At 67.5% G+C, this 21,833-nt stretch carries 24 protein-coding genes and 1 tRNA gene; 10 read left to right on the plus strand and 15 right to left on the minus strand.

The window, feature by feature from the left end; genetic code table 11:
• Positions 1-386: 386 nt before the first annotated feature.
• Positions 387-950 carry a helix-turn-helix domain-containing protein gene (locus tag FFS52_RS03855; RefSeq protein WP_137808891.1) on the minus strand — a complete coding sequence of 188 codons (564 nt, stop codon included), beginning with the start codon at positions 948-950 and terminating at the stop codon, positions 387-389.
• Positions 951-1,007: 57 nt separating this feature from the next.
• On the opposite strand from FFS52_RS03855, the gene FFS52_RS03860 reads away from it, so the two are divergent.
• Positions 1,008-1,790, plus strand: a complete 783-nt coding sequence (locus FFS52_RS03860) for an AzlC family ABC transporter permease (protein ID WP_137808892.1) — start codon at positions 1,008-1,010, stop codon at positions 1,788-1,790.
• The gene (locus FFS52_RS03865; RefSeq protein WP_137808893.1) at positions 1,787-2,110 is read left to right on the plus strand and encodes an AzlD domain-containing protein; all 324 of its coding nucleotides are present in this window, start codon (positions 1,787-1,789) and stop codon (positions 2,108-2,110) included. The genes FFS52_RS03860 and FFS52_RS03865 overlap by 4 nt, the downstream gene beginning before the upstream one ends.
• A 15-nt stretch (positions 2,111-2,125) precedes the next feature.
• Here the strand turns inward: FFS52_RS03865 and FFS52_RS03870 are convergent, their stop codons facing one another.
• From FFS52_RS03870 to FFS52_RS03900, 6 genes are all read right to left on the minus strand, one after another.
• Positions 2,126-3,412: a family 1 glycosylhydrolase gene (locus FFS52_RS03870; protein ID WP_137808970.1), complete on the minus strand. Its 1,287-nt coding sequence runs from the start codon at positions 3,410-3,412 to the stop codon at positions 2,126-2,128.
• A 59-nt stretch (positions 3,413-3,471) separates the two neighbouring features.
• Entirely contained in the window at positions 3,472-4,416 is a 945-nt protein-coding gene (locus FFS52_RS03875) for an alpha/beta fold hydrolase (RefSeq protein WP_137808894.1), read from the minus strand.
• A 109-nt stretch (positions 4,417-4,525) separates the two neighbouring features.
• Complete coding sequence (locus FFS52_RS03880) at positions 4,526-4,969, minus strand: hypothetical protein (protein ID WP_065630194.1); 444 nt, start codon at positions 4,967-4,969, stop codon at positions 4,526-4,528.
• Positions 4,970-4,978: 9 nt separating this feature from the next.
• Positions 4,979-5,467, minus strand: a complete 489-nt coding sequence (locus FFS52_RS23835) for a DUF5994 family protein (protein WP_242696991.1) — start codon at positions 5,465-5,467, stop codon at positions 4,979-4,981.
• Positions 5,468-5,943: 476 nt separating this feature from the next.
• A complete protein-coding gene (locus tag FFS52_RS03895) occupies positions 5,944-6,249 on the minus strand; it encodes a nucleotidyltransferase domain-containing protein (RefSeq protein WP_137808895.1) in 306 nt (101 codons plus the stop codon).
• A gap of 100 nt (positions 6,250-6,349) precedes the next feature.
• Positions 6,350-6,422: transfer RNA gene (locus FFS52_RS03900), tRNA-Ala, on the minus strand.
• 75 nt (positions 6,423-6,497) lie between these two features.
• Here FFS52_RS03900 and FFS52_RS03905 point away from each other — a divergent pair.
• Positions 6,498-7,241: a hypothetical protein gene (locus tag FFS52_RS03905; protein WP_065630195.1), complete on the plus strand. Its 744-nt coding sequence runs from the start codon at positions 6,498-6,500 to the stop codon at positions 7,239-7,241.
• A gap of 80 nt (positions 7,242-7,321) precedes the next feature.
• Here the strand turns inward: FFS52_RS03905 and glpR are convergent, their stop codons facing one another.
• Positions 7,322-8,602 carry a gephyrin-like molybdotransferase receptor GlpR gene (glpR, locus tag FFS52_RS03910; protein WP_137808896.1) on the minus strand — a complete coding sequence of 427 codons (1,281 nt, stop codon included), beginning with the start codon at positions 8,600-8,602 and terminating at the stop codon, positions 7,322-7,324.
• Positions 8,603-8,750: 148 nt separating this feature from the next.
• Complete coding sequence (locus FFS52_RS03915; RefSeq protein ID WP_137808897.1) at positions 8,751-9,416, minus strand: SIMPL domain-containing protein; 666 nt, start codon at positions 9,414-9,416, stop codon at positions 8,751-8,753.
• A gap of 89 nt (positions 9,417-9,505) precedes the next feature.
• Here FFS52_RS03915 and FFS52_RS03920 point away from each other — a divergent pair, with 89 nt between their 5' ends.
• A complete protein-coding gene (locus FFS52_RS03920; RefSeq protein ID WP_171011543.1) occupies positions 9,506-10,276 on the plus strand; it encodes an ankyrin repeat domain-containing protein in 771 nt (256 codons plus the stop codon).
• A gap of 44 nt (positions 10,277-10,320) precedes the next feature.
• Here FFS52_RS03920 and FFS52_RS03925 read toward each other — a convergent pair whose 3' ends face one another.
• From FFS52_RS03925 to FFS52_RS03935, 3 genes are all read right to left on the minus strand, one after another.
• A complete protein-coding gene (locus tag FFS52_RS03925; RefSeq protein WP_137808899.1) occupies positions 10,321-10,977 on the minus strand; it encodes a GNAT family protein in 657 nt (218 codons plus the stop codon).
• A 161-nt stretch (positions 10,978-11,138) separates the two neighbouring features.
• Entirely contained in the window at positions 11,139-12,443 is a 1,305-nt protein-coding gene (glp, locus tag FFS52_RS03930) for a gephyrin-like molybdotransferase Glp (protein ID WP_058251484.1), read from the minus strand.
• A 159-nt stretch (positions 12,444-12,602) separates the two neighbouring features.
• Complete coding sequence (locus tag FFS52_RS03935; protein ID WP_065630200.1) at positions 12,603-13,547, minus strand: UTP--glucose-1-phosphate uridylyltransferase; 945 nt, start codon at positions 13,545-13,547, stop codon at positions 12,603-12,605.
• 163 nt (positions 13,548-13,710) lie between these two features.
• Here FFS52_RS03935 and FFS52_RS03940 point away from each other — a divergent pair, with 163 nt between their 5' ends.
• Positions 13,711-14,289 carry a 5-formyltetrahydrofolate cyclo-ligase gene (locus FFS52_RS03940; protein ID WP_058251486.1) on the plus strand — a complete coding sequence of 193 codons (579 nt, stop codon included), beginning with the start codon at positions 13,711-13,713 and terminating at the stop codon, positions 14,287-14,289.
• A gap of 82 nt (positions 14,290-14,371) precedes the next feature.
• Here the strand turns inward: FFS52_RS03940 and FFS52_RS03945 are convergent, their stop codons facing one another.
• Positions 14,372-14,707, minus strand: coding sequence for an FmdB family zinc ribbon protein (locus FFS52_RS03945; protein ID WP_137808900.1), 336 nt, complete (start codon positions 14,705-14,707; stop codon positions 14,372-14,374).
• Positions 14,708-14,928: 221 nt separating this feature from the next.
• On the opposite strand from FFS52_RS03945, the gene FFS52_RS03950 reads away from it, so the two are divergent.
• Positions 14,929-16,476 (plus strand): alanine/glycine:cation symporter family protein, encoded by a 1,548-nt coding sequence (locus FFS52_RS03950; protein ID WP_137808901.1) that lies wholly within the window; start codon positions 14,929-14,931, stop codon positions 16,474-16,476.
• 45 nt (positions 16,477-16,521) lie between these two features.
• Here the strand turns inward: FFS52_RS03950 and nhaA are convergent, their stop codons facing one another.
• Complete coding sequence (gene nhaA / locus FFS52_RS03955; protein WP_137808902.1) at positions 16,522-17,796, minus strand: Na+/H+ antiporter NhaA; 1,275 nt, start codon at positions 17,794-17,796, stop codon at positions 16,522-16,524.
• Between the two features lie 229 nt (positions 17,797-18,025).
• Between nhaA and FFS52_RS03960 the strand changes: the two genes are divergently transcribed.
• From FFS52_RS03960 to FFS52_RS24025, 3 genes are all read left to right on the plus strand, one after another.
• Positions 18,026-18,697 carry an SAF domain-containing protein gene (locus FFS52_RS03960; RefSeq protein WP_137808903.1) on the plus strand — a complete coding sequence of 224 codons (672 nt, stop codon included), beginning with the start codon at positions 18,026-18,028 and terminating at the stop codon, positions 18,695-18,697.
• 176 nt (positions 18,698-18,873) lie between these two features.
• Positions 18,874-19,707, plus strand: coding sequence for a large conductance mechanosensitive channel protein MscL (gene mscL / locus FFS52_RS03965; protein ID WP_137808971.1), 834 nt, complete (start codon positions 18,874-18,876; stop codon positions 19,705-19,707).
• Between the two features lie 145 nt (positions 19,708-19,852).
• A complete protein-coding gene (locus FFS52_RS24025; RefSeq protein WP_259937705.1) occupies positions 19,853-19,981 on the plus strand; it encodes a hypothetical protein in 129 nt (42 codons plus the stop codon).
• A 310-nt stretch (positions 19,982-20,291) separates the two neighbouring features.
• Here the strand turns inward: FFS52_RS24025 and FFS52_RS03970 are convergent, their stop codons facing one another.
• Positions 20,292-20,918 (minus strand): hypothetical protein, encoded by a 627-nt coding sequence (locus tag FFS52_RS03970; protein WP_249356270.1) that lies wholly within the window; start codon positions 20,916-20,918, stop codon positions 20,292-20,294.
• A 662-nt stretch (positions 20,919-21,580) separates the two neighbouring features.
• Between FFS52_RS03970 and FFS52_RS03975 the strand changes: the two genes are divergently transcribed.
• Positions 21,581-21,760 carry a hypothetical protein gene (locus FFS52_RS03975; RefSeq protein ID WP_137808905.1) on the plus strand — a complete coding sequence of 60 codons (180 nt, stop codon included), beginning with the start codon at positions 21,581-21,583 and terminating at the stop codon, positions 21,758-21,760.
• The last annotated feature ends 73 nt before the right edge of the window (positions 21,761-21,833 follow it).

A 21,833-nucleotide genomic window follows, 5' to 3' on the forward strand; every position in this document is an offset into this window, starting at 1 on the left:
CTTGGCACGCGAACAGCACGACTGACGTGCAAGGGCGGTGCCGGTGGCGAACACGCGGGTGCGCGAGCTCGTTCGCCGTATGAAGTCAATGGCAGGTGGCCGACCGGTGTCGGATGTCCGGACCTGCGAGAGAGGCGTTCTACGACGCTAGACGCGGCCTGTACGGGCGCATCACTTCTGGCAACAGTACGCGTCGGTGATCGATACCGCGAATCGCTGTGATGCACGTCGCGTTTCGCCCACACCGGCGGGGTCGTCGGAAACCCGGCCGAGGAGCGCCCAGGACAGCGCTCCCGACGGCAGGCGGTCGACGCCGCGCCTCTCAAGGGCGGTTTCAGCGGCGCTTCTCAGGCCTCTGCGGCCTTCAAAGGCTCTGTCCCGCAACCTCAGAACGCCTCGCTGAGCATCACGGCAACAGTGCCGGGCTCGAGCGCGTCGAAGACGTGCTCGACATCACCGGGATACGAGATGTAGTCACCGGCCGACAGCACCTCGGCGGCATCGGTGGGCCCGAGACGCGCTCGGCCGCAGCTGATCACGACGTGTTCGACGATCCCGCACGCATGTGGTGCCGACACCCTCGGCTTGCCCGGTTCGGCGCGGATGACATACATGTCGCGCCGCGACCCCGGCGACGCGGTGGACAACAGGGTTGCCGAGTAGTCGGCGTCCGCGGCGGGGATCACGGGCCCCTCACCGAACCGGATGACCTCGACGGTCGGCGTGGGCGAGTCCAGCAACGCCGAGAACTGCACACCGAGCGCCGTGGAGAGCGCCCACAGCGTCTCGACACTGGGGTTCCCCTCCCCCGATTCGAGCTGGGACAGCGTCGACTTCCCGATCCCGGCACGACGCGCGAGCTCGGTCAGCGACAGACCCGCCCGTGCGCGTTCCCTCTTCAACGACGCGGCGACCAGCTCTTTGGGGTTCACCGACCGAGCCTCGTTCATCAAACCGTCCGATCGTCCATCTTGACGAACACACTTCTCTTGTTCACTATGATAGTCATGCGTTCGGCGTGGAGAACACTCGACACGGCGACCCTGCGCGCCGTCGTGGTGATGTCCCTGTCCGTTCTGGTCATCGGGACGTCGTACGGGGTGGCCGCGCACGGCGCGGGTCTCGCCCTCTGGCAGATCGTTGTGATCGCCACGGTCGTCCTCGCCGGATCGTCGGAGTTCGTCTTCGTCGGCATCCTGGCCGCCGGCGGGGCGCCGATCCTTGCCGCACTGGCGGGCCTGTTGGTCAACACCCGCAACTTCGGGTACGGCCTGGCCGTCGGCAAGCATCTGCGCGGCACCCCGGAGATCGTCCTCGGCGCCCACCTCATCAACGACGAGACGGCCGCGCTGGCGACCGCCGAATCCGACCCGCGTCGGGCACGGGCCGCTTTCCTCTTGTGCGGACTCGGCGTTCTGGTCTCGTGGCCCGTCGGCGCAGCACTGGGTGCCACGCTCGGCGGTGTGGTCGCCGATCCCGCGAGCCTCGGGCTCGACGCCGCCTTCCCCGCTCTGCTCGCCGCGCTGGCCATCCCGGCCCTGCGCGACGGCGCCACCTGGGCGGCCGTGACCGTCGGCGCGGCGGTGGCCGTGGCCTCGACGCCGTTCCTACCGGCCGGGTTGCCCATCATGGGAGCGCTTGTGGGCTTCGCCGCCGTGGAGTCACTCCGCCGGCTTCGGCGGACCCCACCGAGCGCACCGGCCCTACCCGGCACGAGGACGGACACCGTGAACGAGACCGCATCGTCGCGAGCGGCGCTCCAGCACAACAGCGTTCCGGGCTGTCGATGAGCACCGGCATCTCCCTCGCCATCGGTATCACGGTCCTCGCGGTCGGCACCTATGCGATGCGCGCCGCCGGACCCGTTCTGCGAAATCGCATCTCGGTCTCGGACGGGGTCGAGAAGCTGATGGATCGGGCGACCGTTGTCCTGCTCGTCGCCGTCGCGCTGACCGGCGCGTTCTTCATCGACCACGACTTCGCCGGCTGGGCGCGGCCCGCCGGCGTGACGGTCGGGGTGATCGCGGCGCTGTTGAGGGCACCCCTCGCGGTCGTGGTCATCCTCGCCGCGGCCACCGCCGCCGGCCTGCGGGCCCTCGGCGTCGCGTGAGTGACGGCGAGAAAGTCACCGCACGACAGCCGGATTCGCGCAACTGTCCGGCACCGCCACGAGCGAACACGTCACCGGCATCCGCGTCGGGCGGTACCCCGGGCGAACGCCGTTGTCGCGAGTGATCTCACGGTAGGCGGCGACTGCATCGGTCGGGTGACGGGTCAGAGTCGGGTCACGCTCCGCATCGACGGTGTACAGGCCGAAGCGCGAATCGAAGTCGCCCCATTCGTAGTTGTCGGTGAGACTCCAGTAGTTGTAGGACGCCACGTCGATGCCGTCCTGTCGGGCGCGCTGCAACCAGTAGACGGTGTCGCGAAGGTGATCGGCCCGGCGGTAACCGTCGGGCCGCCGGCCCTGCGGGTCGGTGGCCAGCCCGTTCTCGATCACCCGGATCTGCTTACCCGGGAACTGTTGCGCGACATGACGTAGCACGTAGTAGATGCTCTCCGGTGCCTGCGAACTCTTCCAGAACTCACCGTAGGCACCATTGGCGACGGAGGCGTCGGTGACCGAGAACGAGTAGTAGTGGTCGACACCCACGAAGTCGAGCGTGTCGCGCATGCGCTGCGGGAAGACCGATTCCAGCCATGTCTGCAGGCCGGCGATCGGGTAGTACGCCATGTTCGACGACACCTGGGCGCCCGGCTGCACGCGGTGGATGTATCGGTGGATCGAGCGGTGCGCGGCGACGATCCCGTCGGCCATGAGCCCCACGTTCTGCGGTGCCACTCCCTCGTACATCAGTTCGCGCCGAACGTATTCGGTGGGTTCGTTGAAGGTGATCCACAACGGGTCGGCCCAGGAGTACCGGTCGACCACCCGCTCGGCGAAACGCACGAGGTCCGCGGACATCTGCGGACGGTTCCAACCGCCGAGGTCGACCGCCCAGCCCGGGTGCACCCAGTGGTTGAGGGTGATCATGGGTCGCATCCCGGCGTCGACGACCGCGCGGATCACCCGGTCGTAGAACGCCCACCCTGCCGGATCATCCCGGCCGCGCGACGGTTCCACTCGCGACCACTCGACCGACGTCCGATAGATGCCGACGCCCAGACTCTTCGCGCGGGCGATGTCCTCGGCGTAGCGATGGTAGAAGTCGACGGCGTTGCCGACACGGTGGGCGACCCGGCCCTGGTTTTCGTAACGGACCCAGTTGGAGTCACGGTTGTACCCCTCGGACTGGAAACCGGACTGGGCGACACCGAACTCGAAGGCGGGGCCGAGCGGCGGAACGGATGCCGAGGCGGTTCCGACACCGCCGAGACCGCAGATCGCGAGCAGCATCGCGGCGCACGACATGGCCACGACGCCGGCCCGCACCCGCCGACGGCCACCACCGAGACGTCGCCTGCTCACGTTCAGAACGGACTCCCGGTGATGGGTGCGGCGCGATCGCACGGAACCGGTCGTGGATTCGCCGGATCGAGCGCGTTGAGCACGAAGAACGCCGCGCGACGCGACCCGGCGATCCCGGCATGTTCGGTGTAGTCGACCGAACACCCGTCCTGCACAACGATGTTGCGCACGTTCGATCCGCCCGGCGGCAATCCCAGCGTGTACGGCACCACGAGCTCGTCGTAGCGGGTGGCGATGTTGGTATACCGGATCGACGGCAGGTAGTAGCCCCCGGCGGCGATCTTGCGCAGCACCGCCGCGCCGGGATCGAGCTGGGCACAGGCCTGACAGAACGGCACCTGCTCGGGCCGCAACCCGAGAGACCGGACGATCGGCATGATCACGTCGTTCCCGCCGACCCCGGAGCCCCGCCACGCAGGAGCCAGCGACACATAGTTGTCGATGGCGTCCCGTCCGCCGAGGTACTTCGCGTAGTACGCGGGCACCACCGTCCCCTGGGAGTGGCCCACGATGTCGACCTTGGACGCGCCGGTCGTCCGGCGGACCTTGTCCACGAATGCACCGAACTGGGCGGCGCTGGCGGACATCTCACCCATGCCGCCGATCGCGCTGATCGGCCACGGGGTTCCCTTCACCGCGCCATAGGTCAGCGCGAACACGCAGTACCCCTCGTTCTTCAGCAGGGGGACGTAGGTGCCCCAGTTGGTCTGCTGCGATCCGCCGGTCCCGTGCACGAGGATGACCGGGTTGGGATGACGCGCCGAAGGCTTGCAGTTCCAGTCGTTCGACCCGGGCAGCGAGCCCCCGGGTTTCGCGAGCTCGTTCGGTATCCCGGCCAGGAAGTTGTAGGTGACGGGCAGCGGGTCGGCGCGCGCCGGTGCCACGGTCACGACCAGCACCCCGATCACGGCGACGACCAGGCCCCACACGATCCTCGGCGATCTCATGGACGGAAACTAACAAACCGTCTCAGGGCACGATGTGTGTTTCACAGGACCCACTGTGAAATGGCAGATCCCAGCGCGACAGACCTCGGCTTCCGGGAGCGGAACGTCGTCAGTTGGACGCGGCTTCCTCGTCGTGACGGTGCCGGATGTCGCGGATGGTGGCCACCACCGAGGCGAAGACTAGGACGAATCCCAGCACGAGAAGCGTGACCGCGACGTAGTGCATGATCTGCTCGTAGTGCCCGACGTCGAATTGCTCGGCCGCGATGCGCAGGCCGACCACCACGAGCCAGGCCAGTAACGCCATGGTGAGTGCCCGCCGCTGGAAGACCGCGCTCCGCCGCCGGTGTTCGTACTCCGCGAGTTCGTCGATGGCGTCGAGGACGATTCCGCTCATCCGCGCATGTGCCGCCGAGTCGTGCGGCAGCTTCGCCAGGATGTCGACCTTCTGCGACAGCTTCTGGTGCCGGTCGTTGGCGTCGAGCCGCGCGATGACCGCGCCGATCATCGCGACGAGCAGCGTTCCGGCGAACGTCAGCATCGCGGCGGTCATGCGCGAAATCTACACCGCAGGGCCCGGCACAATCCTGGAAGCGACCTCGTGAGTGGCACTGGAGGTTTGAGCGTCAATGCGACAACTGGTGGCCGCCAGACCGGCACGCACCAGGATTCGTTCGGCGCGACGGAACTCCAACGAATGACACCGCCCATCCGCAACGACAGTGCCACTCGCTTGTCGCAGCAGTATCGCCGCGAGCGAGGACACCGTCCGAGGCGGGATGACCAACAGGGTCACCGACCGCGCGGGCGTGGTGAGTGTCATCAAGGGAGGCGTCTCCGGCGAGTCCGGCGAGTCCAGGCCGGGAAGACGGCGAAAGCTGCTCCAGTTCACGTCGATTCCGCTGACGTCACCGACCATCGCCCGCACAGTCGTGAGCATCCCGGGTAGTTCGTCGGCGAGTTGAAGTGTGTACGGATACCACGCACCGGCCACCGCGGCTGCGGGATCGACGCCGAATCGCACTCGGACCGGGCCGAGCAGCGGCTTCACCGTGTTCGCCTGGTGGTTGACGAGACTCGTGGGCGAACACACATGACGCGCGGAACAACCATCACCATTGCCACCTGTCTTGATCACCCGCGGGCGATCATCTGACCCCGGCGACGCCGACAGGGGTCTGTCAGATGTTCGATCCAGTTGCTCGAAGTGTACGCCCGGCGCGAAACCTGTGAACACCGCCGCGGCTGTCGGTGGGGACCGTCAGGCCTTCTCAACCGTGACCAGGTCGACGTCGCACCCCACGGTCTGTTCGACCGGGATCGCTACGATCAGCTGACCGGTCTCTCGGATTCTGGGCCGTGGCTGGATCACCAGCACATCAGACGACGAGAACCCCGTACGCCTGCTGCTTGGGCGTACGGGGTTCTCGTGTGGTGTAGCTATGGGGAATCGAACCCCAGACCTACTCGATGCGACCGTGTCGCGCTACCGCCTGCGGGCGAGAGTGCGGACCCTACGCGTGGCTCTCACCTGGCCGCATAGACATCTTCGGCATTGTCGAGTATCGACTTCGCCACGAACGGATTCTTCACCGCGTTGGCCATCACCAGGTCGACGTCACGCCCCACGATCTGTTCGAGCGCCGCCTCAAGGTCGAAGTAGTCATGGAAGACGTTGTCACGATCCCCCCTGAACTCCACGAGAAAGTCGACGTCGCTGCTGGGATCGAAACTCTCGGTGAGTACCGAACCAAAGACTCGTAACCTGGCAACGCCGAAACGCGCACACACCGCACCGATCGCATCGACGTCGAGCGGGATCGCGGTGATCATGTTCACCAGTCTCTCAGATTGTTGGCCTTGGCTCGACGACCAGCGCGTCAGAACGAGAGGCCCCGTACACCTACTCGGGCGTACGGGGCCTCTCGTGCGGTGGAGCTATGGGGAATCGAACCCCAGACCTACTCGATGCGAACGAGTCGCGCTACCAACTGCGCCATAGCCCCGGGAGGCCTTGCGACCAACCGCGAGCCACTTTATCAGCCCGGGGCCGCCGACTCCCAAACGGCTAGGCTGGTCGGGTGCCTCAGATGTCTGATCAGCAGTTGGCCGGTGTTCTCGACAATGTCGTGGGGGTGATCAACCCGGTGCTCGATGCACTCGCCGAGCGCGATCCGCTCGGCTTGAAGGGCCACACCTTCCACGATGACGACCATTCCGACTCGCGCCTGCAGCAGGCTCAGCACGCTGCGTCGAAGCTGCTCGACGTCGCGGAGTGGCCCGGCACGAAGGGCTGGTCCGAGCGGTCGATGCACAAGCGCGCGAGCTGGTGGGTGACCCGGATCGGCACCCTGAACACCGGCGCCGTGGCGTTCCCGGGCGTCTTCGGGGTGTGGGCGAAGCGTCTGCCGATCACGCCCTATCTCGGGTTCGCCAACCAGGCCATGGTGCTGGTCGCGATCGCCCGGGAGTACGACGTCACCGATCGCAAGCGACAGGTGCAGTTGCTGGCGTCGGTGCTGTGCAAACGGGACCTCACGAACCCCGATGTCACCGCCGAGTCCGGCAAATCCCTACCGTCCGAACCCAAGGAGCGGGAGAAGTCGCTGTTCGCCGCGATCTGGGATGCGGCGAAGTTGCTTCGCGCCGTCGACGACGAGTTCGAGAAGCGTCCGCAACCGATGGCCTTTTTCCGCATGCTGGCCTACATCCCCGTGATCGGGGCCCCGGCGACGTACCTCGGCGAACGTTTCGCACTGTCGCGGGCCGCGAAAGCCGGTCAGGCGTGGCTCGATGCGCATGGCAAGCCGGCACTCACCAAGTAGGCCCCCAACGCGTCAGCAGTGGGTGTCGCCGGGCGACACCCACTGCTGAACGGATCTGCCGCCGAAGTGCTCTCGACGAGTCAGCCGACGCGGCGGTACTGCAGGTCCTCGCGGTCCATCCGTCGACGCTGGAACGGCGGGATGTGATCGAACACGGGATCTTCGTCGTCGATCTCGAGAACCGTTGCGCCACCTGGTCGCCGAAGTCGCGGAGGGGGCGGGGCGGCGGCGAACTCCGGAACCGCGGCGGCGCGTCGACGACGCTCCTCCTCGGCGCGCGCCGACCGCTTGGCACGGGCGAGTCGCTGTGCCCGGATCTGCTGCTCCGTCTTCACCGCGCGCCGCAGGTACGCGAGGTAGCCGACCAGTAGCAGGCCGAGGACGCCGGTGGCCACCCAGCCGGGCGTCCCGACGACGACGCCGGCCACGACCGACAACAGCACCAGCACGAACAGACCCACCGTGACCCGTTGGCGTTCGCGGTATTTGAGCTCGCGTTCCTTCTCCGACGAGTAGACACTGCGCCCCGTCCGCCGGCTGCTCGCCGTCCGCGCCGCCGGGCGGCTGTCGGCCACCTCGTCGAGGTCGGTGTCGGCGGCGTCGTCGGCGTCATCCTCCTCGGACTCCGCGACTGGAGCCGACGACGATTCGGTGTGACGCGACCCGCGGGCGTAGTCGTCGTACTCGTCCTCGTCGAGTTGGTCTGTCGCGTCCTCGTATTCGGAGTCGTCCCCGTATTCGGCGTCGTCGTCGTATTCGGCGTCTTCGAACTCGGCGTCCTCGAGCTCGCCGTTCTCGACTTCTCCGTCGACGTCGGCGAAGTCGTCCTCGTACTCGTCGTCGAGTTCGTCGGTGTCATCGACCTCGGCGGCAGGGGTGCTGTCCGCGTCCGCGGTCGCCTCGTCGTCGGACTCCGCATCGAAGTCCCGATCGGTGTCCGCGTCGGCGTCGGCGGAGATGTCACCGTTCACCGAGTCGTCATCGGAAGCCGCGTCCACCGTCTCGGAGTCGATCTCGCCATCCACGGATTCGGCCGTCGGCTTCTCGACCTTCGCACTGCCGGCACGTCGGGTCGAGGGCTTGGCCTTCTCGGCGTCGACATCGTTCTCGGCGCCGGCCTCGAGCGTCGCGGTGGCGCTGCGGCGCGAGGACTTCCAGGACGGATCGTGCGGGTGGCGCGCGGACGACCGGCGTCGATTCTTCGTCGCGGTCGTGGTACGCGATCCCCCGCGATGCAGCAGTCGCGTCTTCCGTGCCGCGTCGGTGGATTTCAGGATCTGCGGGCGTCCCTTGATGACCATCGGGACCAGCACGAAGAGCCAGACCGCGACGAGACAGACCCACAGTACGGAGTTGGGCATGCGACTCTCCCTTCATTCACTCTGGTCACACGAGGCCACTCCACAATCTAGAGCTGCGAGCAGTCACGCCCGGGTAGACGCGCCGTGGGACAACCGAATCGGCGTGGTTTCACACACGCCTCTCAGCAACGCCGGCAGGAGAAGCGGGTCAGGCCGTGCGGAAGCGCGCGTCGACCGCGACGGCGATCTCGATGTCGTCGGTCCGCAGTTCCAGTGACGGCGGGGGCGGGCCGGCCGCGACCGCCATCGGCATGGCCCGACGAGATGCCTGCGGCACCCGTGGCGCCATGTCCGGATCGGACAGGAGGACGGGCGTCACCGGCCCCCGACCCACCGCGTCGGAGTAGGCCTGCGCCTTCACGATCGCGTCATCGACCGCGGCACGACGCAGCTCCCGTTCGCGGTCCCGCCGGGTCTCCGCGCGGAGGTCCCAGTCGACGTCACCGATCTCGACGGCGTCGACCGACGCCCAGACGTCGATGAACTCCGACAACCGCTCGAAGTCGACGAACTCCGCTTCGACGCGAATACGGGTGTTGTAGACCGGGTCTCGTAGATCACCGGTCTCCGAGTACGGGCGGTACGAGTACACCCGGACCGAATCGGCGGACCAGCGGGCCACCGCGCCGGCCGTCTCGTGGTCGGTCAGCGCACGCGTCAGGTCGGCGTGGACCTCGACCGCCCGCGTGTAGACGGCCGACTTGTCCGCACCCTCCACTCGCACGGAGAGGTGGATGATCCCGCGTTCGGGCCGGTAGCGCCCGCGGGCGGAGCCACGGACGACGATCTCGAGATGGTCGGTGTGCTCGGTCATGCGAAGAGCCTATGCGTCGGCGAGCCGGCGCGGACTATCGTACAAATCGGACATCGTTCAAGTGCCGTGAAGGGACGATCGTGGTGCGGATGAGAAGACTGGTTGCGTTGTTCGCGACAGCGATGTCGGCGTGCGCGGTCGCCGGGTGCGGGTGGATCGCCGAGGTCGTCTCGACGCGCGTGGACGCGGCCGACTACTTCACCACCCCCACCGTTCGATTACTCGACGCCGCCCGGCGAGACGACCGGGCGCAGATCGAATCCCTTCTCGCACAGGGCGCTGACCTCGACGAACACGGCGGCGATCCGGACACCGACCCGCGGCGCGTGGACATCACGCCGCTGCAGTGGGCAGTGGAGTTCGAACCACCGGGCGCGGTGGCGGCACTGCTGCAGGCAGGCGCCGACCCGCATCTCCCCGGCGCCGGCCGATACAACGCAGTTGCCTACAGCGTGCTGCTCGACCGTTTCGCCGCCTTTCGCACCCTGATCGAGTTCGACGCGGGACTGGTCGAGGCATCCGACCGGATCGGCGGCAACGTGGTCCACACCGCGGTGCGCCACCGTCGCGACGATGCGTTGCGCCTGCTGATCGACCGCGGCGCCGACCTCGACTCCGTGCAGCCCCTGGCCGGCCGGACACCACTGTTCACCGCGGCCGACGTACTCAACATCGACCACTGCCTCGCCCTGCTACAGGCGGGAGCCGATGGTGCACATCGTGATCAGCGAGGTGCGACCTTCATGCCGTCGCTGTACACCGCCGACGACTCGATACGGACGAGTTCGTACCTCCGGACGCGTGACGCGATCGAAACCGAAATGCGCGCACGGGATTTCCCGGTCGAAACCGGTCGGTGACGCCGCCGCGAACTCAGGGCGACCGCCGGACCGTCAGCAGAGGGTCAGTGGAACGACGCACGACCCGCCCGGACGAGCGCCTCGGCGGCACTGCCGACGACCTCCTCGGCCGTGAGCGCGAACAGCATGTGGTCACGCCAGCGTTTGTTGACGTCCATGTACCGCTGCAGCAGACCTTCTTGCCGGAATCCGATGTTGATCAACACCTTCTGCGATGCCTCGTTGGCGGGCTGGACCGTCGCGTCGAGCCGGTGCAGGCCGACGGCCCCGAAGCAGTGGTCGACCCCGAGTGCCACCGCGGCGGTCGCGATGCCGTTGCCGGCGACGGCCGAGTCGACCCAGTAGCCGATCCACGCGGTCCGCACCGCGCCGCGTTGGATGTTGCCGACCGTCAGCTGCCCGACGTAGCGGCCGTCGAGTTCGATCACAAACGGGAGCAGCGCACCTCGTTTGGCCTCCGACTTCAGCACCGCGAACAGCGGCGGCCACGACCCGGGCTGATGGCGTTCAGCCCAGCTTCCGACACCCGTCGGTTCCCAGGGCAACAGGGCGTTCTGGTTGCGGATCCGCAACTCGCTCCACGTCCTGGCATCCCGCACCTTCACGGGCCGCAGGGTGACCGTGCCGGTCCGGGTGCGCAGCGGCCCGAGGGTGGCCGGCCATCCCGGACTTCCCTGACTGCCGCTCAACCACCTGAACACGAGAAGAAGTTTATGCGCTGTCACACCCGAGTCGGCATGAGACCTGTATCTCGAACGAGGGTGGCTTCGACTCGGCTCCTCGCTACGCTCGGTGCCGGCTCAACCAGCGGAGGTGGGCGCCTCGACCTCGACGCGCTCGTTCGTTGCTTGCTCAGCAGGGGTCACCCGCGCTGCGCGAGGAAGGCCACTTCGACCTCGTCGCCCGTGCCCATCTCCTCGACATCGGGGTCGACCATGATCAGGCAGTTCGCCTCGGCGAGTTCGGCGAGCAGGTGCGACGACCCAGTCGGTGAGGCGCCGAGCACCTGCACCAGGTAGTCCCCCGACCGTTCGTCCCGCATCAGCTGCCCACGCAGGTAACCCTTGCGGCCGCGCACCGACGCGATCGGTCCGATGGTGCGCGCCTTGATGATCCGCCGCATCGGTTGCCGTTTGCCCAGCGCGATCCGGATGAGCGGCCGGACCATCACCTCGAAGGTCACCAGAGCGCTCACCGGGTTGGCGGGGAGCAGGAACGTCGGCACCTCGTCGCGTCCGAGGCGCCCGAAGCCCTGGACCGACCCGGGGTGCATCGCCACCCGCACGATCTCCAGGTCGCCGAGGTCGGCGAGGGCGTCGGCGACGGCGGTCGACGCACTTCCCCCGACGGCACCGCAGATCACCACGATCTCGGAGCGGATGAGCTGCGCCTCGACGACCTCCCGCATCCGCGACGCCTCGCGCTCGGCGATGCCGACGCGGTTCACGTCGGCGCCGGCGTCGCGGGCGGCCGCGGCCAGCGCATAGCTGTTGACGTCGTAGATCTGACCGGGACCGGGTGTGCGGTCGATGTCGACGAGCTCACTGCCCACCGAGATGACCGACAGACGCGGACGCGGGTGCACCATCACGCGTGCCTGACCGACCGCGGCAAGCAGCCCCACCTGGGCCGGGCCGATGATCGAGCCCGCGCGGACGGCGACATCGCCCGGTTGGACGTCGTCGCCGACCCGCCGGACGTAGTTGCCGCTCTCGACGCCGTGTCCGATCTTGACCTTCTGGTCGCCACCGTCGGTCCAGCGCAACGGGACCACGGCGTCGGCGAGCGTCGGCATCGGGGCCCCGGTCTCGACGCGCACCGCCTGACGCGGTTGCAGCCGCGTCGGTGTCCGCGAGCCCGGCCCGACCTCGCCGACCACCGGCAGGGACACGATCATCGGTTCGCCCGGTTCGAGGTCGACGAGCTCGGCGCCGTTGGCGTCGAAGTCCTCCAGGTCTTCGGGTGCGAGCACCCCGGCCAGACCGACGTCGACCGCACGCACCGCGTAGCCGTCGATGGCCGCCTGGTCGAAGCCGGGCATCGGGTGCTCGGTGACGACCTCCTCGGCGCACATCAGGCCCTGCGCCTCGGAGATCGCGACGCGCACCGGACGCGGCGCCACTGCCGCCGCGGTCACCAGCGTCAGATGATCTTCGACAGACCGCATCTCACCGCTCTTCCCGTCTCAACCGGTCAGTGCACCGGGACGTGCGGCCGACAGCGCTCGGCACGTCCTGCACTCGATACAACACAGGAGAACGTTATCGAGCGCGCCCGCGGCAGCGTGCGAGGCGCGCGGATACGACCGGTGATCGCCCGTGCGGAATCAGCTGTCGGCGAGACGCTTCTCGAGCCATTCGCGCAGATCGGGACCGTAGTCGTCGCGGTCGAGCGCGAAGTCGACGGCGGCCTTGAGATAGCCGCCGGGGTTGCCGAGATCGTGTCGGGTGCCGTGGTGGACGACGACGTGGACCGGCTCGCCCTCCTCGATGAGAAGCGCGATGGCGTCGGTGAGCTGCAGTTCGCCACCGGCCCCGGGTTCGATACGGCGCAGCGCGTCGAAGATCTTGCGGTCGAGGATGTAGCGACCCGCGGCGGCCAGATTCGACGGCGCATCCTGCGGTTCGGGCTTCTCGACCATGCCCTTGAGGCGCATGACATTCGGGTTGTTGGCATCGGGCAGCGGCTCGACGTCGAAGACGCCGTAGGCGCTGATGCGCTCCTCGGGGACCTCGATGGCACACAGCACCGAGCCGCCCCGGCGCTGACGGGTGCGCGCCATGACCTCCAGGACACCGCCGGGCAGCACCAGATCGTCGGGCAGCAGAACTGCCACGGCGTCCTCGTCGTCGTCGAGGTAGCTCTCGACGCAACCGACCGCGTGACCCAGGCCGAGCGGCTTCTCCTGCACGACCGACGCGACCTCGAGCAGGTTGGGCGCCTTGCGCACCTTGGCCAGCATCGACTCCTTGCCACGCGTGGCGAGGGTGTTCTCGAGCACGAGATCCTCGACGAAGTGGGCGACCACGCCGTCCTTGCCCGGAGAGGTGACGATCAGGAGGCGATCAGCGCCGGCCGCCTTGGCCTCTTCGGCGACGAGCTCGATGCCGGGGGTGTCGACCACCGGCAGCAACTCCTTGGGCACCGTCTTGGTCGCCGGCAGGAACCTCGTGCCCAACCCGGCTGCCGGGACGACCGCGGTACGCGGGATCGGCGGAGTGTTGGGTACACCTTCGTACTCACTGAAACCAGCTTTATCCGTCGCACTCATGAATCCACCCTAGGACAGGTGCCGGTTCTCGGCCGGACAGACGGCGGTGACCGGGACCTCACCACGCTCGTTCCGACGGTCGGATACAGTGCGGGCGTCCCGGCTGTCCCGGCCGGGACGCACATGCCACCGGTCTCGAGACGACGCGAAGGACGGTCGGGTCTTGACAACGCTGAAACAGCAACTGCGACAAGAGATCGAGGATCGACGATCGCGTCGGTCCGCCGACGAGCGGGACCGGTCTGCCGCGGCCCTCGCCGAATGGATGTATTCCTGCCCCTTCCGGCTCGAATACGACGTCACGGTCGCCGCGCATGTCCCCGTCGGCAACGAACCCGGCTCGAATTCGATGCTCGACGCGCTCGTCGACCGAGGCGTGTCGGTTCTGGTCCCGGTGGTCCCCGACGGCGACCCCGCACCGATGGACTGGGCGCCGTACACGGGGCCGGACTCGCTGGCTCCCGGACGCTGGGGACTTCTCGAACCGACCACCGACCGCGTCGGGGTGACCGCGATCCGCGCGGCGTCGGTGATCCTGGTCCCGGCGCTCGCGATCGACAAGAGCGGTGTGCGGCTCGGACGCGGCGCCGGATACTACGACCGGACCCTGCACGGTCTGTCGGCCGACCTCGTCGGCGTGGTCTATGACGACGAGGTCGTCGACTCACTGCCGTCCGGTGACCACGATGTCCCGGTCGGTTGGACTCTCACTCCCGGAGACGGGTTCCGCCGACTCGGCTGACCCGGGGTACAGCGAAACCCGGGCGGTGTCGGGGGACACCGGCCCGGGTTCGGCCTATGACGTCGTCGTGGCGGGACGCCGGTCAGGCGGGAGTCGCGGCCTTGGCCTCGCTCTTGGTCGACGACGACGACGAGCTCGCGGAGTCCGACTTGGAGCTGCTCGACGAGCTGTCCGACGACGAGGAGCTCGACGACGACGACGAGCTGTCCGACGAGGGCGTCGAGGTGTCCGAGGACGAGCCGGGACGCGAGTCCGTGCGGTAGAAACCGCTGCCCTTGAACACGATGCCGACCGAGTTGAACAGCTTGCGCAGGCGGCCTGCGCACTGCGGGCACTCGGTCAGCGAGTCGTCGGAGAAGGACTGGACGATGTCGAACTTGTTGTCGCACTCCGTGCAGGCATACGAGTAGGTGGGCACCGCGAAACCTCCGAATGTCAGTAAACGATGACCAGTGTAACCGACTTTGGCACTCCCTCATTCCGAGTGCTAAGCGCGAGTTCCGACCGGCGGATTTCGCACCTTGTCGCGCACCGCCGCGTGGCGTCGTGCAAAGTGTTCCCCTAGCCGAAGCCAACGGTTCACCGCATGCCGACCGATAGCGACGCCCTGAGCGGCCGCCCGCACGACGCTGGAGTCCCATGACCGACTTCCTGAACAACCTCAACAGCATCATCTGGAGCAATCCGCTGGTGTACCTGTGCCTCGGTGTCGGGGTCTACTTCTCCATCCGTTCGAGATTCCTCCAGATCCGGCACGTACCGGAGATGATCCGGGTCATGCGGCACGGCGAGAGCTCCCCCGACGGCGTGTCGTCGTTCCAGGCGCTGATGATCTCGCTGGCCGGCCGGGTCGGCACCGGCAACATCGCCGGTGTGGCCACGGCGATCGCCTTCGGCGGTCCCGGCGCCCTGTTCTGGATGTGGGCGATGGCCTTCCTCGGGGCGTCGACGTCGTTCGTCGAGTGCACGCTGGGCCAGATCTACAAGACCCGCGATCCGCTGACCAACGAGTACCGCGGCGGCCCGGCGTACTACTTCAGCAAGGCGCTGGCCCACACCAAGGCGGCACCGTTCTTCAAGGTCTACGGGCTGATCTTCGCCGCCGTGACCGTCCTCGCCTGCGGCCTGCTGCTCCCGAGCGTGCAGTCCAACTCCATGGCCATCGCGATGAACCAGGCGTGGGGTATCGCGGACTGGGCCGTCGCGATCGGCGTCGTCATCGTGCTGGCGTTCGTCATCATCGGCGGCGTCAAGCGCATCGCCACCTTCGCGACCATCGTCGTCCCGTTCATGGCCGTCCTGTACATCCTGTTCGCGCTCGTCGTCGTCTTCACCAACGCCTCGCAGATCCCGGATGTCCTCCGGCTCATCTTCGCCAGTGCATTCGGCATCGATTCCGTGTTCGGTTCGATCGTCGGCGCGGCCGTGATGTGGGGCGTCAAGCGCGGCATCTACTCCAACGAGGCCGGGCAGGGCACCGGACCGCACGCCGCCGCTGCCGCGGAGGTCTCGCACCCCGCCAAGCAGGGCTTCGTGCAGGCCTTCGCCGTCTACGTGGACACCCTGTTCGTCTGTTCGGCGACCGGCTTCCTCATCATCTCGACGGGCGCCTACCGCGTCTTCGAGGGCGAGAGTGCCGACGGCGCAGTGCTTTCCGACGGCGGCATGCTGAACGGCCCCGTCGAGGTCGGTCCGGCCTTCGTCCAGGTCGGCTTCGACAGCATGTGGAGCGGCGCCGGTTCGACGTTCGTGGCGATCTCGCTGGCGTTCTTCTGCCTCACGACGATCATCGCGTACTACTACATGGCCGAGACCAACCTGCGGTTCCTGATGGGCAAGGCCGCCACCCTCTACATCCGCCCCCTGCGCAGCACGCTGGGCGTCAACCTCACGCTGGTCCTGCAGGCGCTGATCCTGGTGTCGGTGGCGATCGGCTGCGTCTCCACCGCGAGCGAGGCATGGACTCTCGGCGACATCGGCGTCGGGCTGATGGCGTGGCTGAACATCGTGGGAATCCTGATCCTGCAACAACCCGCCTTCAAGGCGCTGCGCGACTACGAGAAGCAGAAGAAGCAGGGCAAGGACCCGATCTTCGATCCCGTCGCCCTCGGCATCGTCGGGGCGACGTTCTGGGAGTCCTATGGCCGCGCCGATGAACGCACCGACGAGGTCACGGTCGCGAAGTAGGTCCGTCCCTCACGAACCGCGGGCCTCGGACCGAGGCCCGCGTGTTCATCCCCCGATGACGTCCTTGTCGATGTCGGGGATGTTGTCTCGGTTCATGTCGGGGTCGCGCGCCTGGCGGGCGTCCCACCGCAGCAGTATCGCGGCCAGGATCGCCGACGCGACGGACCCGGCGAGGATGGCCGCCTTCGCCGCGGCGGCATGGTCGTCGGAGCCGGCCTCGAAGCTCAGTTCGGCGATGAGCAGCGCCACGGTGAACCCGACACCGGTGAGCAGCCCTACCGGGAGCAGGTCGCGGAGGCCCACCGCGTCGGGGAGACGTAGCGGTGTGAACCTGGTCATCAGCCACGTCGAACCCATCACGCCGACGACCTTGCCGAGGACGAGGCCGACGACGATCCCGATGGACACCGGCTGGACGATCGATCCTTCGCCGCCGACGACGCTCACCCCGGCCGCGGCGAACGCGAACACGGGCAGCGCGATCGCGGCGGAATACGGGCGGACCGCGTCGTCGAGCCTCTCGGTGCGCGGCTGCTTCTCACCGCGGATCGCGACGGCGGGCACCGTGAAGCCCAGCAGGACGCCGGCAACGGTCGCGTGCACACCGGACGCGTGCATCAGCCCCCAGGCCGCGATGGCGACCGGGATGAGCAGCGGCCACCACCTCCACGCCCGTCGCACCAGCACGGCGAAGACGGCCACCGCGACGAGCGCGGCCGCCAGCATCACGAAATCGATCTGTTCGGTGTAGAAGGTCGCGATCACGATGATGCCGAGCAGATCGTCGACGACGGCGAGCGTGAGCAGAAACGTCCGGAGGGCGAGCGGCAGCCCGCGCCCGAAGATCGCGAGAACCGCAAGGGCGAACGCGATGTCGGTGGCCGTCGGGATCGCCCAGCCGCGCAGACCCTCGGGGTCGCCGATCGCCACGATCACGACGTAGCAGAGGGCCGGGGTGACCATGCCACCCACTGCGGCCGCGATCGGCACACCGGCGAGTTTGAGATCTCGGAGGCTCCCGGCGACGAACTCGTGTTTGAGTTCGACACCGACGACGAAGAAGAAGATCGCCAGCAGTCCGTCGGAGGCCCAGTGCGCGAGCGACAGATGGAGATGGAGGGCCTCGGGCCCCACCTCGATGTGGAGCAGCGAGTCGTAGGCCTCCCGCCAGGGCGAGTTGGCCCAGAGCACCGCGACCGCCGCAGCCACGAGCAGCAACGCTCCACTCGTCGTGTCGAGGGCGGCCCATTTCCGCAGGCGGTCTGTCCGTCCGCTCGCCGGTGCCGGGTCGGTGACATCGCCTGGTGTCTGGTCGGTCATCGCGCTCCTCTGGATCGAGTGGACAAGTCATCGTCGCGCCACCCGCACAGGCGACGGCCGACCAGACTTCCCGGCACACCGGGGAACGATTCTCCCCCACCGCGTCGCGGCACACCACCGCACCCCGTGCGCGGCACCGCTGTCCACAGGGCCGGCCGTGCGGCCCGGCTCTGTCCACAGGCGGCGCGGATGGCCGGCGGCCGTCGACCACCGACCTACCGTTCGCCACATGTCTCCGGCGTCGACGCACCGCTACCGCGACTCCCTCGCTCCCCGGCTCCGCGACCGGCTGGGCACCGCACTACGGCCGGGATGGACCCGCAGCCTCCTGGTCCGACGCGTCGTCGCGGCGGCGCTCGTCCTCGCGGCTGTCGTCGTCGGGGTGACCGGGACACGCGCCGACGGCGATGTCGAGGTCGTGGTGGCCGCACATGAACTGCGGCCGGGTCAGGTGGTCGACGTCGGTGATCTGCAGTCGCGGCGGATTGTGGCAGGCACAGTTCCCGGCGGCGCCCTGGCCGATGCCGGTCCGGCCATCGGAAAGACCGTGACCGGGCGTGTTCGCCGGGGCGAGATCATGACGGACACGCGCCTGCTGTCGTCACGTCTTCCCGCCGACCTGACCGGGGACGACGATGCCCGGCTCGTACCGATACGACTGTCGGACGATGCCGTGACCGCGCTGCTGCGACCCGGCGACGTTGTCGACGTGTTGACCGAAGAGGCGGAAGTGCTGGCCCGCCGCGCCGTTGTCGCACTCCACGCCGCCGAATCACAGTCGGGTGGTATCGCTCCCGGCGGGACCGCGGCCGCCCCGGTGCTGCTCGCGATGGACGCCGCATCCGCCCATCGGGTCGCGGCGGCAGGGCTCGATACGGCGCTCGCGGTGGTCCTGCACTGAACAACGGCCGGGTCACGGCATCACGACACAGGCGGACGAATCAAGTCAAATGGATCGGTTCGTTCACGATCGTGGATAGGGTGGTACGAGCTCGCGCACCGCATGTCGGATTTGCTCCGATCATGCGCAGAATCACCGGACAAGAGCAGGACATCATCGAAAAGAGGCCGTACACCGTGCTCAAGGGATTCAGGGATTTCATACTCAAGGGCAATGTCGTCGAGTTGGCGACAGCGGTCATCATCGGCGCCGCGTTCACCGCGATCGTCACCGCGTTCACCGACGGCATCGTCCAGCCGATCATCAATTCGATTCCCGTCGGCTCCGACGCGGCGCAGGGACTCGGCTTCCAGATCACCGACAACCCATCGACATTCGTCGACCTCGGCAGTGTCATCACCGCGGTGATCAACTTCCTGATCATCGCCGCAGTGGTGTACTTCATCATCATCCTGCCGTACAACAAGTTGGCCGAGCTGGGCGGTTTCGGCAAGAAGGCGGAGGTCACCGAGATCGCGCTGCTGTCCGAGATCCGCGATCTGCTGGACCCCGACGGCACCTCGAAGGCCAAGGCGGAGGCCGAGAGTGATCTGCCGGCGCATCTCTCCGATCCGTCCGGTCCGGTCGGCGACTCCTACGGTCCGCCGTCGGGCTCCTTCGCCCCGTACGAAGCACCCGCCGGAGCCGGTACGACGCAACGCATCTCGACTCCGCCGACACCACAGGGCCCGCCGTCGCACCCCACTCCCCCGCAATCGGTTCCCCCGCAGAACGTTCCGTCCCAGTCCGTCCCGCAGAATCGTCCTCCGCAGGGCCCGCCGCCGGGAAGCCCGTCGGGCCAGCCGTATCCGACGCCGCAGCCGGCACCCGGTAGCTACCCGCCGCCCGGGAACTACCCGGGCCCCGGCAACTACCCGCCTCCCGGCCCCGGAAGCGGTTATCCCGGTGAGCAATACCCGGGCGACTTCCCGGGTGAGGGCCCGGACGCGCCGGGGCGTCACTCGCGCTGACACGCGGGCCCCGTCTCCCAGGAAGCTGACAGCGGGAGCCATCCGAACCCGAAGGTCGGCCCCCTACTTTGGGATTCGTCGCCGGAACGTGCGACCGCACCGGACCTGAAAGACCGGTGCGACCGAACGAGAACAGGATGAACGAATGCCGAACAAGCCCGCACCGAACCGTCAGTCGCAGACCCAGAACCGGCGTCCGGCGCGTCCGCAGCAGCGCACCCAACCGCGTGCGCAGGCCCGCCCCAGGACGTTCCCGTGGTTCTTCGGTAGCTGAGTAACCCCGCTCCCAATCCGAAAGTCTGCACAATTCCTGCTCCCTGAGGTGCGAGGAGCGCAGGCCACTGCCCTCTGCTCCCTGAGGTGCGAGGAGCGCAAGCGACGAGCCACGAAGGGTTTGGCGACTTACCTCGTCAGCCCTTCGTGGCTCGCTTCGCTCGCACCTCAGGGAGCTGGGGAGGGCGCTTCGCTCACACCTCAGGGAGCATGGGGAAGGGCGCTTCGCTCACACCTCAGGGAGCATGGGGAAGGGCGCTTCGCTCGCACCTCAGGGAGCATGGGGAGGGCACCTCCGGGGCAGTGCCAGTTCACGCCGGCGGATCGACGCGCTGCACCCAGACGGTCGGCCCGTCGGTCAGGGTGAACTGAGCCCGGACCTGCGCGTCCCACCGGCGCGCGTAGAGGGCCGACAGTCGTTCGTCACTCGTGCTGCACGTGACCGGCAGGCCTTCGCGACGGCCACACTCGATGACCGGATCGACCAGCCCGGCGAGGGTCCCGCCTCGCCGATGATCGGGGTGGACGAGCGCGAAGATCACCTTGATCGGATTCTTCGCGACCTGCGCTTCCTCCGACTTCCGCTGCAACTCTGTGAAGCGGTGGATGAAGCCGTCTAGCTCCTGCACGATCTGCTTGGTCCGTTCCTTGAGGTCATCGTCAATTCGCCCGGCCTCGTCGGTGGGGGCCGAGACCGCGATCAGAGCGATCAGCTCTCCCCTCTCGTCGAATGCACCCCGCAGACCAGGTAGGTACTCGATGAACAGGATCTCGCCGTACCAGCGGTACGCGTCTGCGGGGGCGTCCTCCCCGATGAGCCAGCGGTACACGGGAACCTCGCGCAGGCCGTACTGCAGCAGATCTAGCGCGGCATCGCGATCCGAGGCCAGCAACTGCCGGGTTGTCGTCGGGGCACTCGACTCCACGCGTTGCGTCACCGATCCATACCAGCACATGGCGGCCGTTCTCGGCGAGCTGCGACACCGACACCTACACGGACGACTCGGCGGACACAATCCTCGGCCGCATTAGATTTAACCCCGAATTCAACTTTCTCTGGTCAGGACAGTCGGTGGGGTGTGGGGTATCGTCGGGCGCGTTGCTGTCCACGGGACGGAACGACCGCGCTCAACACAAGGATCGTCGACAACCCATTAGGAGATTGACATGTCCGACGCCATCAGCATTTCCTGGATTCGCCTGTACCTCGAGGAAATCGTCACCGATTCCGATGGCGACGACGGCTTCGGTTCGTACGCCGCGGAGTGATTCCGGCACCATCGCGATTTTTCCGCAGACAGGATAATTCGTGATCCACACACCCACATGCCGAATCGGCAGGGCCTGTTTCGCATCGGTAGGCCGATCGGCACCGATCATCTGAGATAGACCAGCGTTGGTTTCAGTACCGTCTGCGACGCCACCGTTTCAGGGCCCCCGCAGCGGTATATCTGCACACCCAAGCGATGAAGGAGACAATCATGGGCGAGATCTACGGCGGAAGCATCGAAGAAGCAATCGCGGCGCTGTTCAGCGGCTCCGACGACAACTACGGCGAGCCCGTCGACTGACCTGACAGCTTTCCCGGACCCACGTCCGGGTGCACGCGGTTGGCGTCGCCGCCCGCGGCAAACAGGCCGAAAGCACCTCACCATCGGGACTTTCGGTCTTCAACGACGAACCTGAGGAGACCGACATGGCCACTGGCATCGAGATCAACCTGAACGAACTCTTCAAGGAACTGCAGAGCGGTTCGGCAGACGCCGAGACCACCGACTGACCAGTTCCAACTGGCGAAGACCGCCCTCGGCCACGGCCCGGGGCGGTTTTTGTTTGCGCGCGATCGGGCGCCG

Source organism: Gordonia sp. ALPHA1B1, assembly GCF_005502615.1.
GTDB lineage: Bacteria > Actinomycetota > Actinomycetes > Mycobacteriales > Mycobacteriaceae > Gordonia > Gordonia hongkongensis.

Excerpts from the sequence above, each read along its gene's own strand:
- FFS52_RS03855 (WP_137808891.1), bottom strand. The coding sequence starts at position 950 with ATGAACGAGGCTCGGTCGGTGAACCCCAAAGAGCTGGTCGCCGCGTCG.
- FFS52_RS03860 (WP_137808892.1), top strand. The coding sequence starts at position 1,008 with ATGCGTTCGGCGTGGAGAACACTCGACACGGCGACCCTGCGCGCCGTC.
- FFS52_RS03865 (WP_137808893.1), top strand. The coding sequence starts at position 1,787 with ATGAGCACCGGCATCTCCCTCGCCATCGGTATCACGGTCCTCGCGGTC.
- FFS52_RS03870 (WP_137808970.1), bottom strand. The coding sequence starts at position 3,412 with ATGTCGTGCGCCGCGATGCTGCTCGCGATCTGCGGTCTCGGCGGTGTC.
- FFS52_RS03875 (WP_137808894.1), bottom strand. The coding sequence starts at position 4,416 with ATGAGATCGCCGAGGATCGTGTGGGGCCTGGTCGTCGCCGTGATCGGG.
- FFS52_RS03880 (WP_065630194.1), bottom strand. The coding sequence starts at position 4,969 with ATGACCGCCGCGATGCTGACGTTCGCCGGAACGCTGCTCGTCGCGATG.
- FFS52_RS03895 (WP_137808895.1), bottom strand. The coding sequence starts at position 6,249 with ATGATCACCGCGATCCCGCTCGACGTCGATGCGATCGGTGCGGTGTGT.
- glpR (WP_137808896.1), bottom strand. The coding sequence starts at position 8,602 with ATGCCCAACTCCGTACTGTGGGTCTGTCTCGTCGCGGTCTGGCTCTTC.
- FFS52_RS03915 (WP_137808897.1), bottom strand. The coding sequence starts at position 9,416 with ATGACCGAGCACACCGACCATCTCGAGATCGTCGTCCGTGGCTCCGCC.
- FFS52_RS03920 (WP_171011543.1), top strand. The coding sequence starts at position 9,506 with ATGAGAAGACTGGTTGCGTTGTTCGCGACAGCGATGTCGGCGTGCGCG.
- glp (WP_058251484.1), bottom strand. The coding sequence starts at position 12,443 with ATGCGGTCTGTCGAAGATCATCTGACGCTGGTGACCGCGGCGGCAGTG.
- FFS52_RS03935 (WP_065630200.1), bottom strand. The coding sequence starts at position 13,547 with ATGAGTGCGACGGATAAAGCTGGTTTCAGTGAGTACGAAGGTGTACCC.
- FFS52_RS03950 (WP_137808901.1), top strand. The coding sequence starts at position 14,929 with ATGACCGACTTCCTGAACAACCTCAACAGCATCATCTGGAGCAATCCG.
- nhaA (WP_137808902.1), bottom strand. The coding sequence starts at position 17,796 with ATGACCGACCAGACACCAGGCGATGTCACCGACCCGGCACCGGCGAGC.
- FFS52_RS03960 (WP_137808903.1), top strand. The coding sequence starts at position 18,026 with ATGTCTCCGGCGTCGACGCACCGCTACCGCGACTCCCTCGCTCCCCGG.
- FFS52_RS24025 (WP_259937705.1), top strand. The coding sequence starts at position 19,853 with ATGCCGAACAAGCCCGCACCGAACCGTCAGTCGCAGACCCAGAACCGG.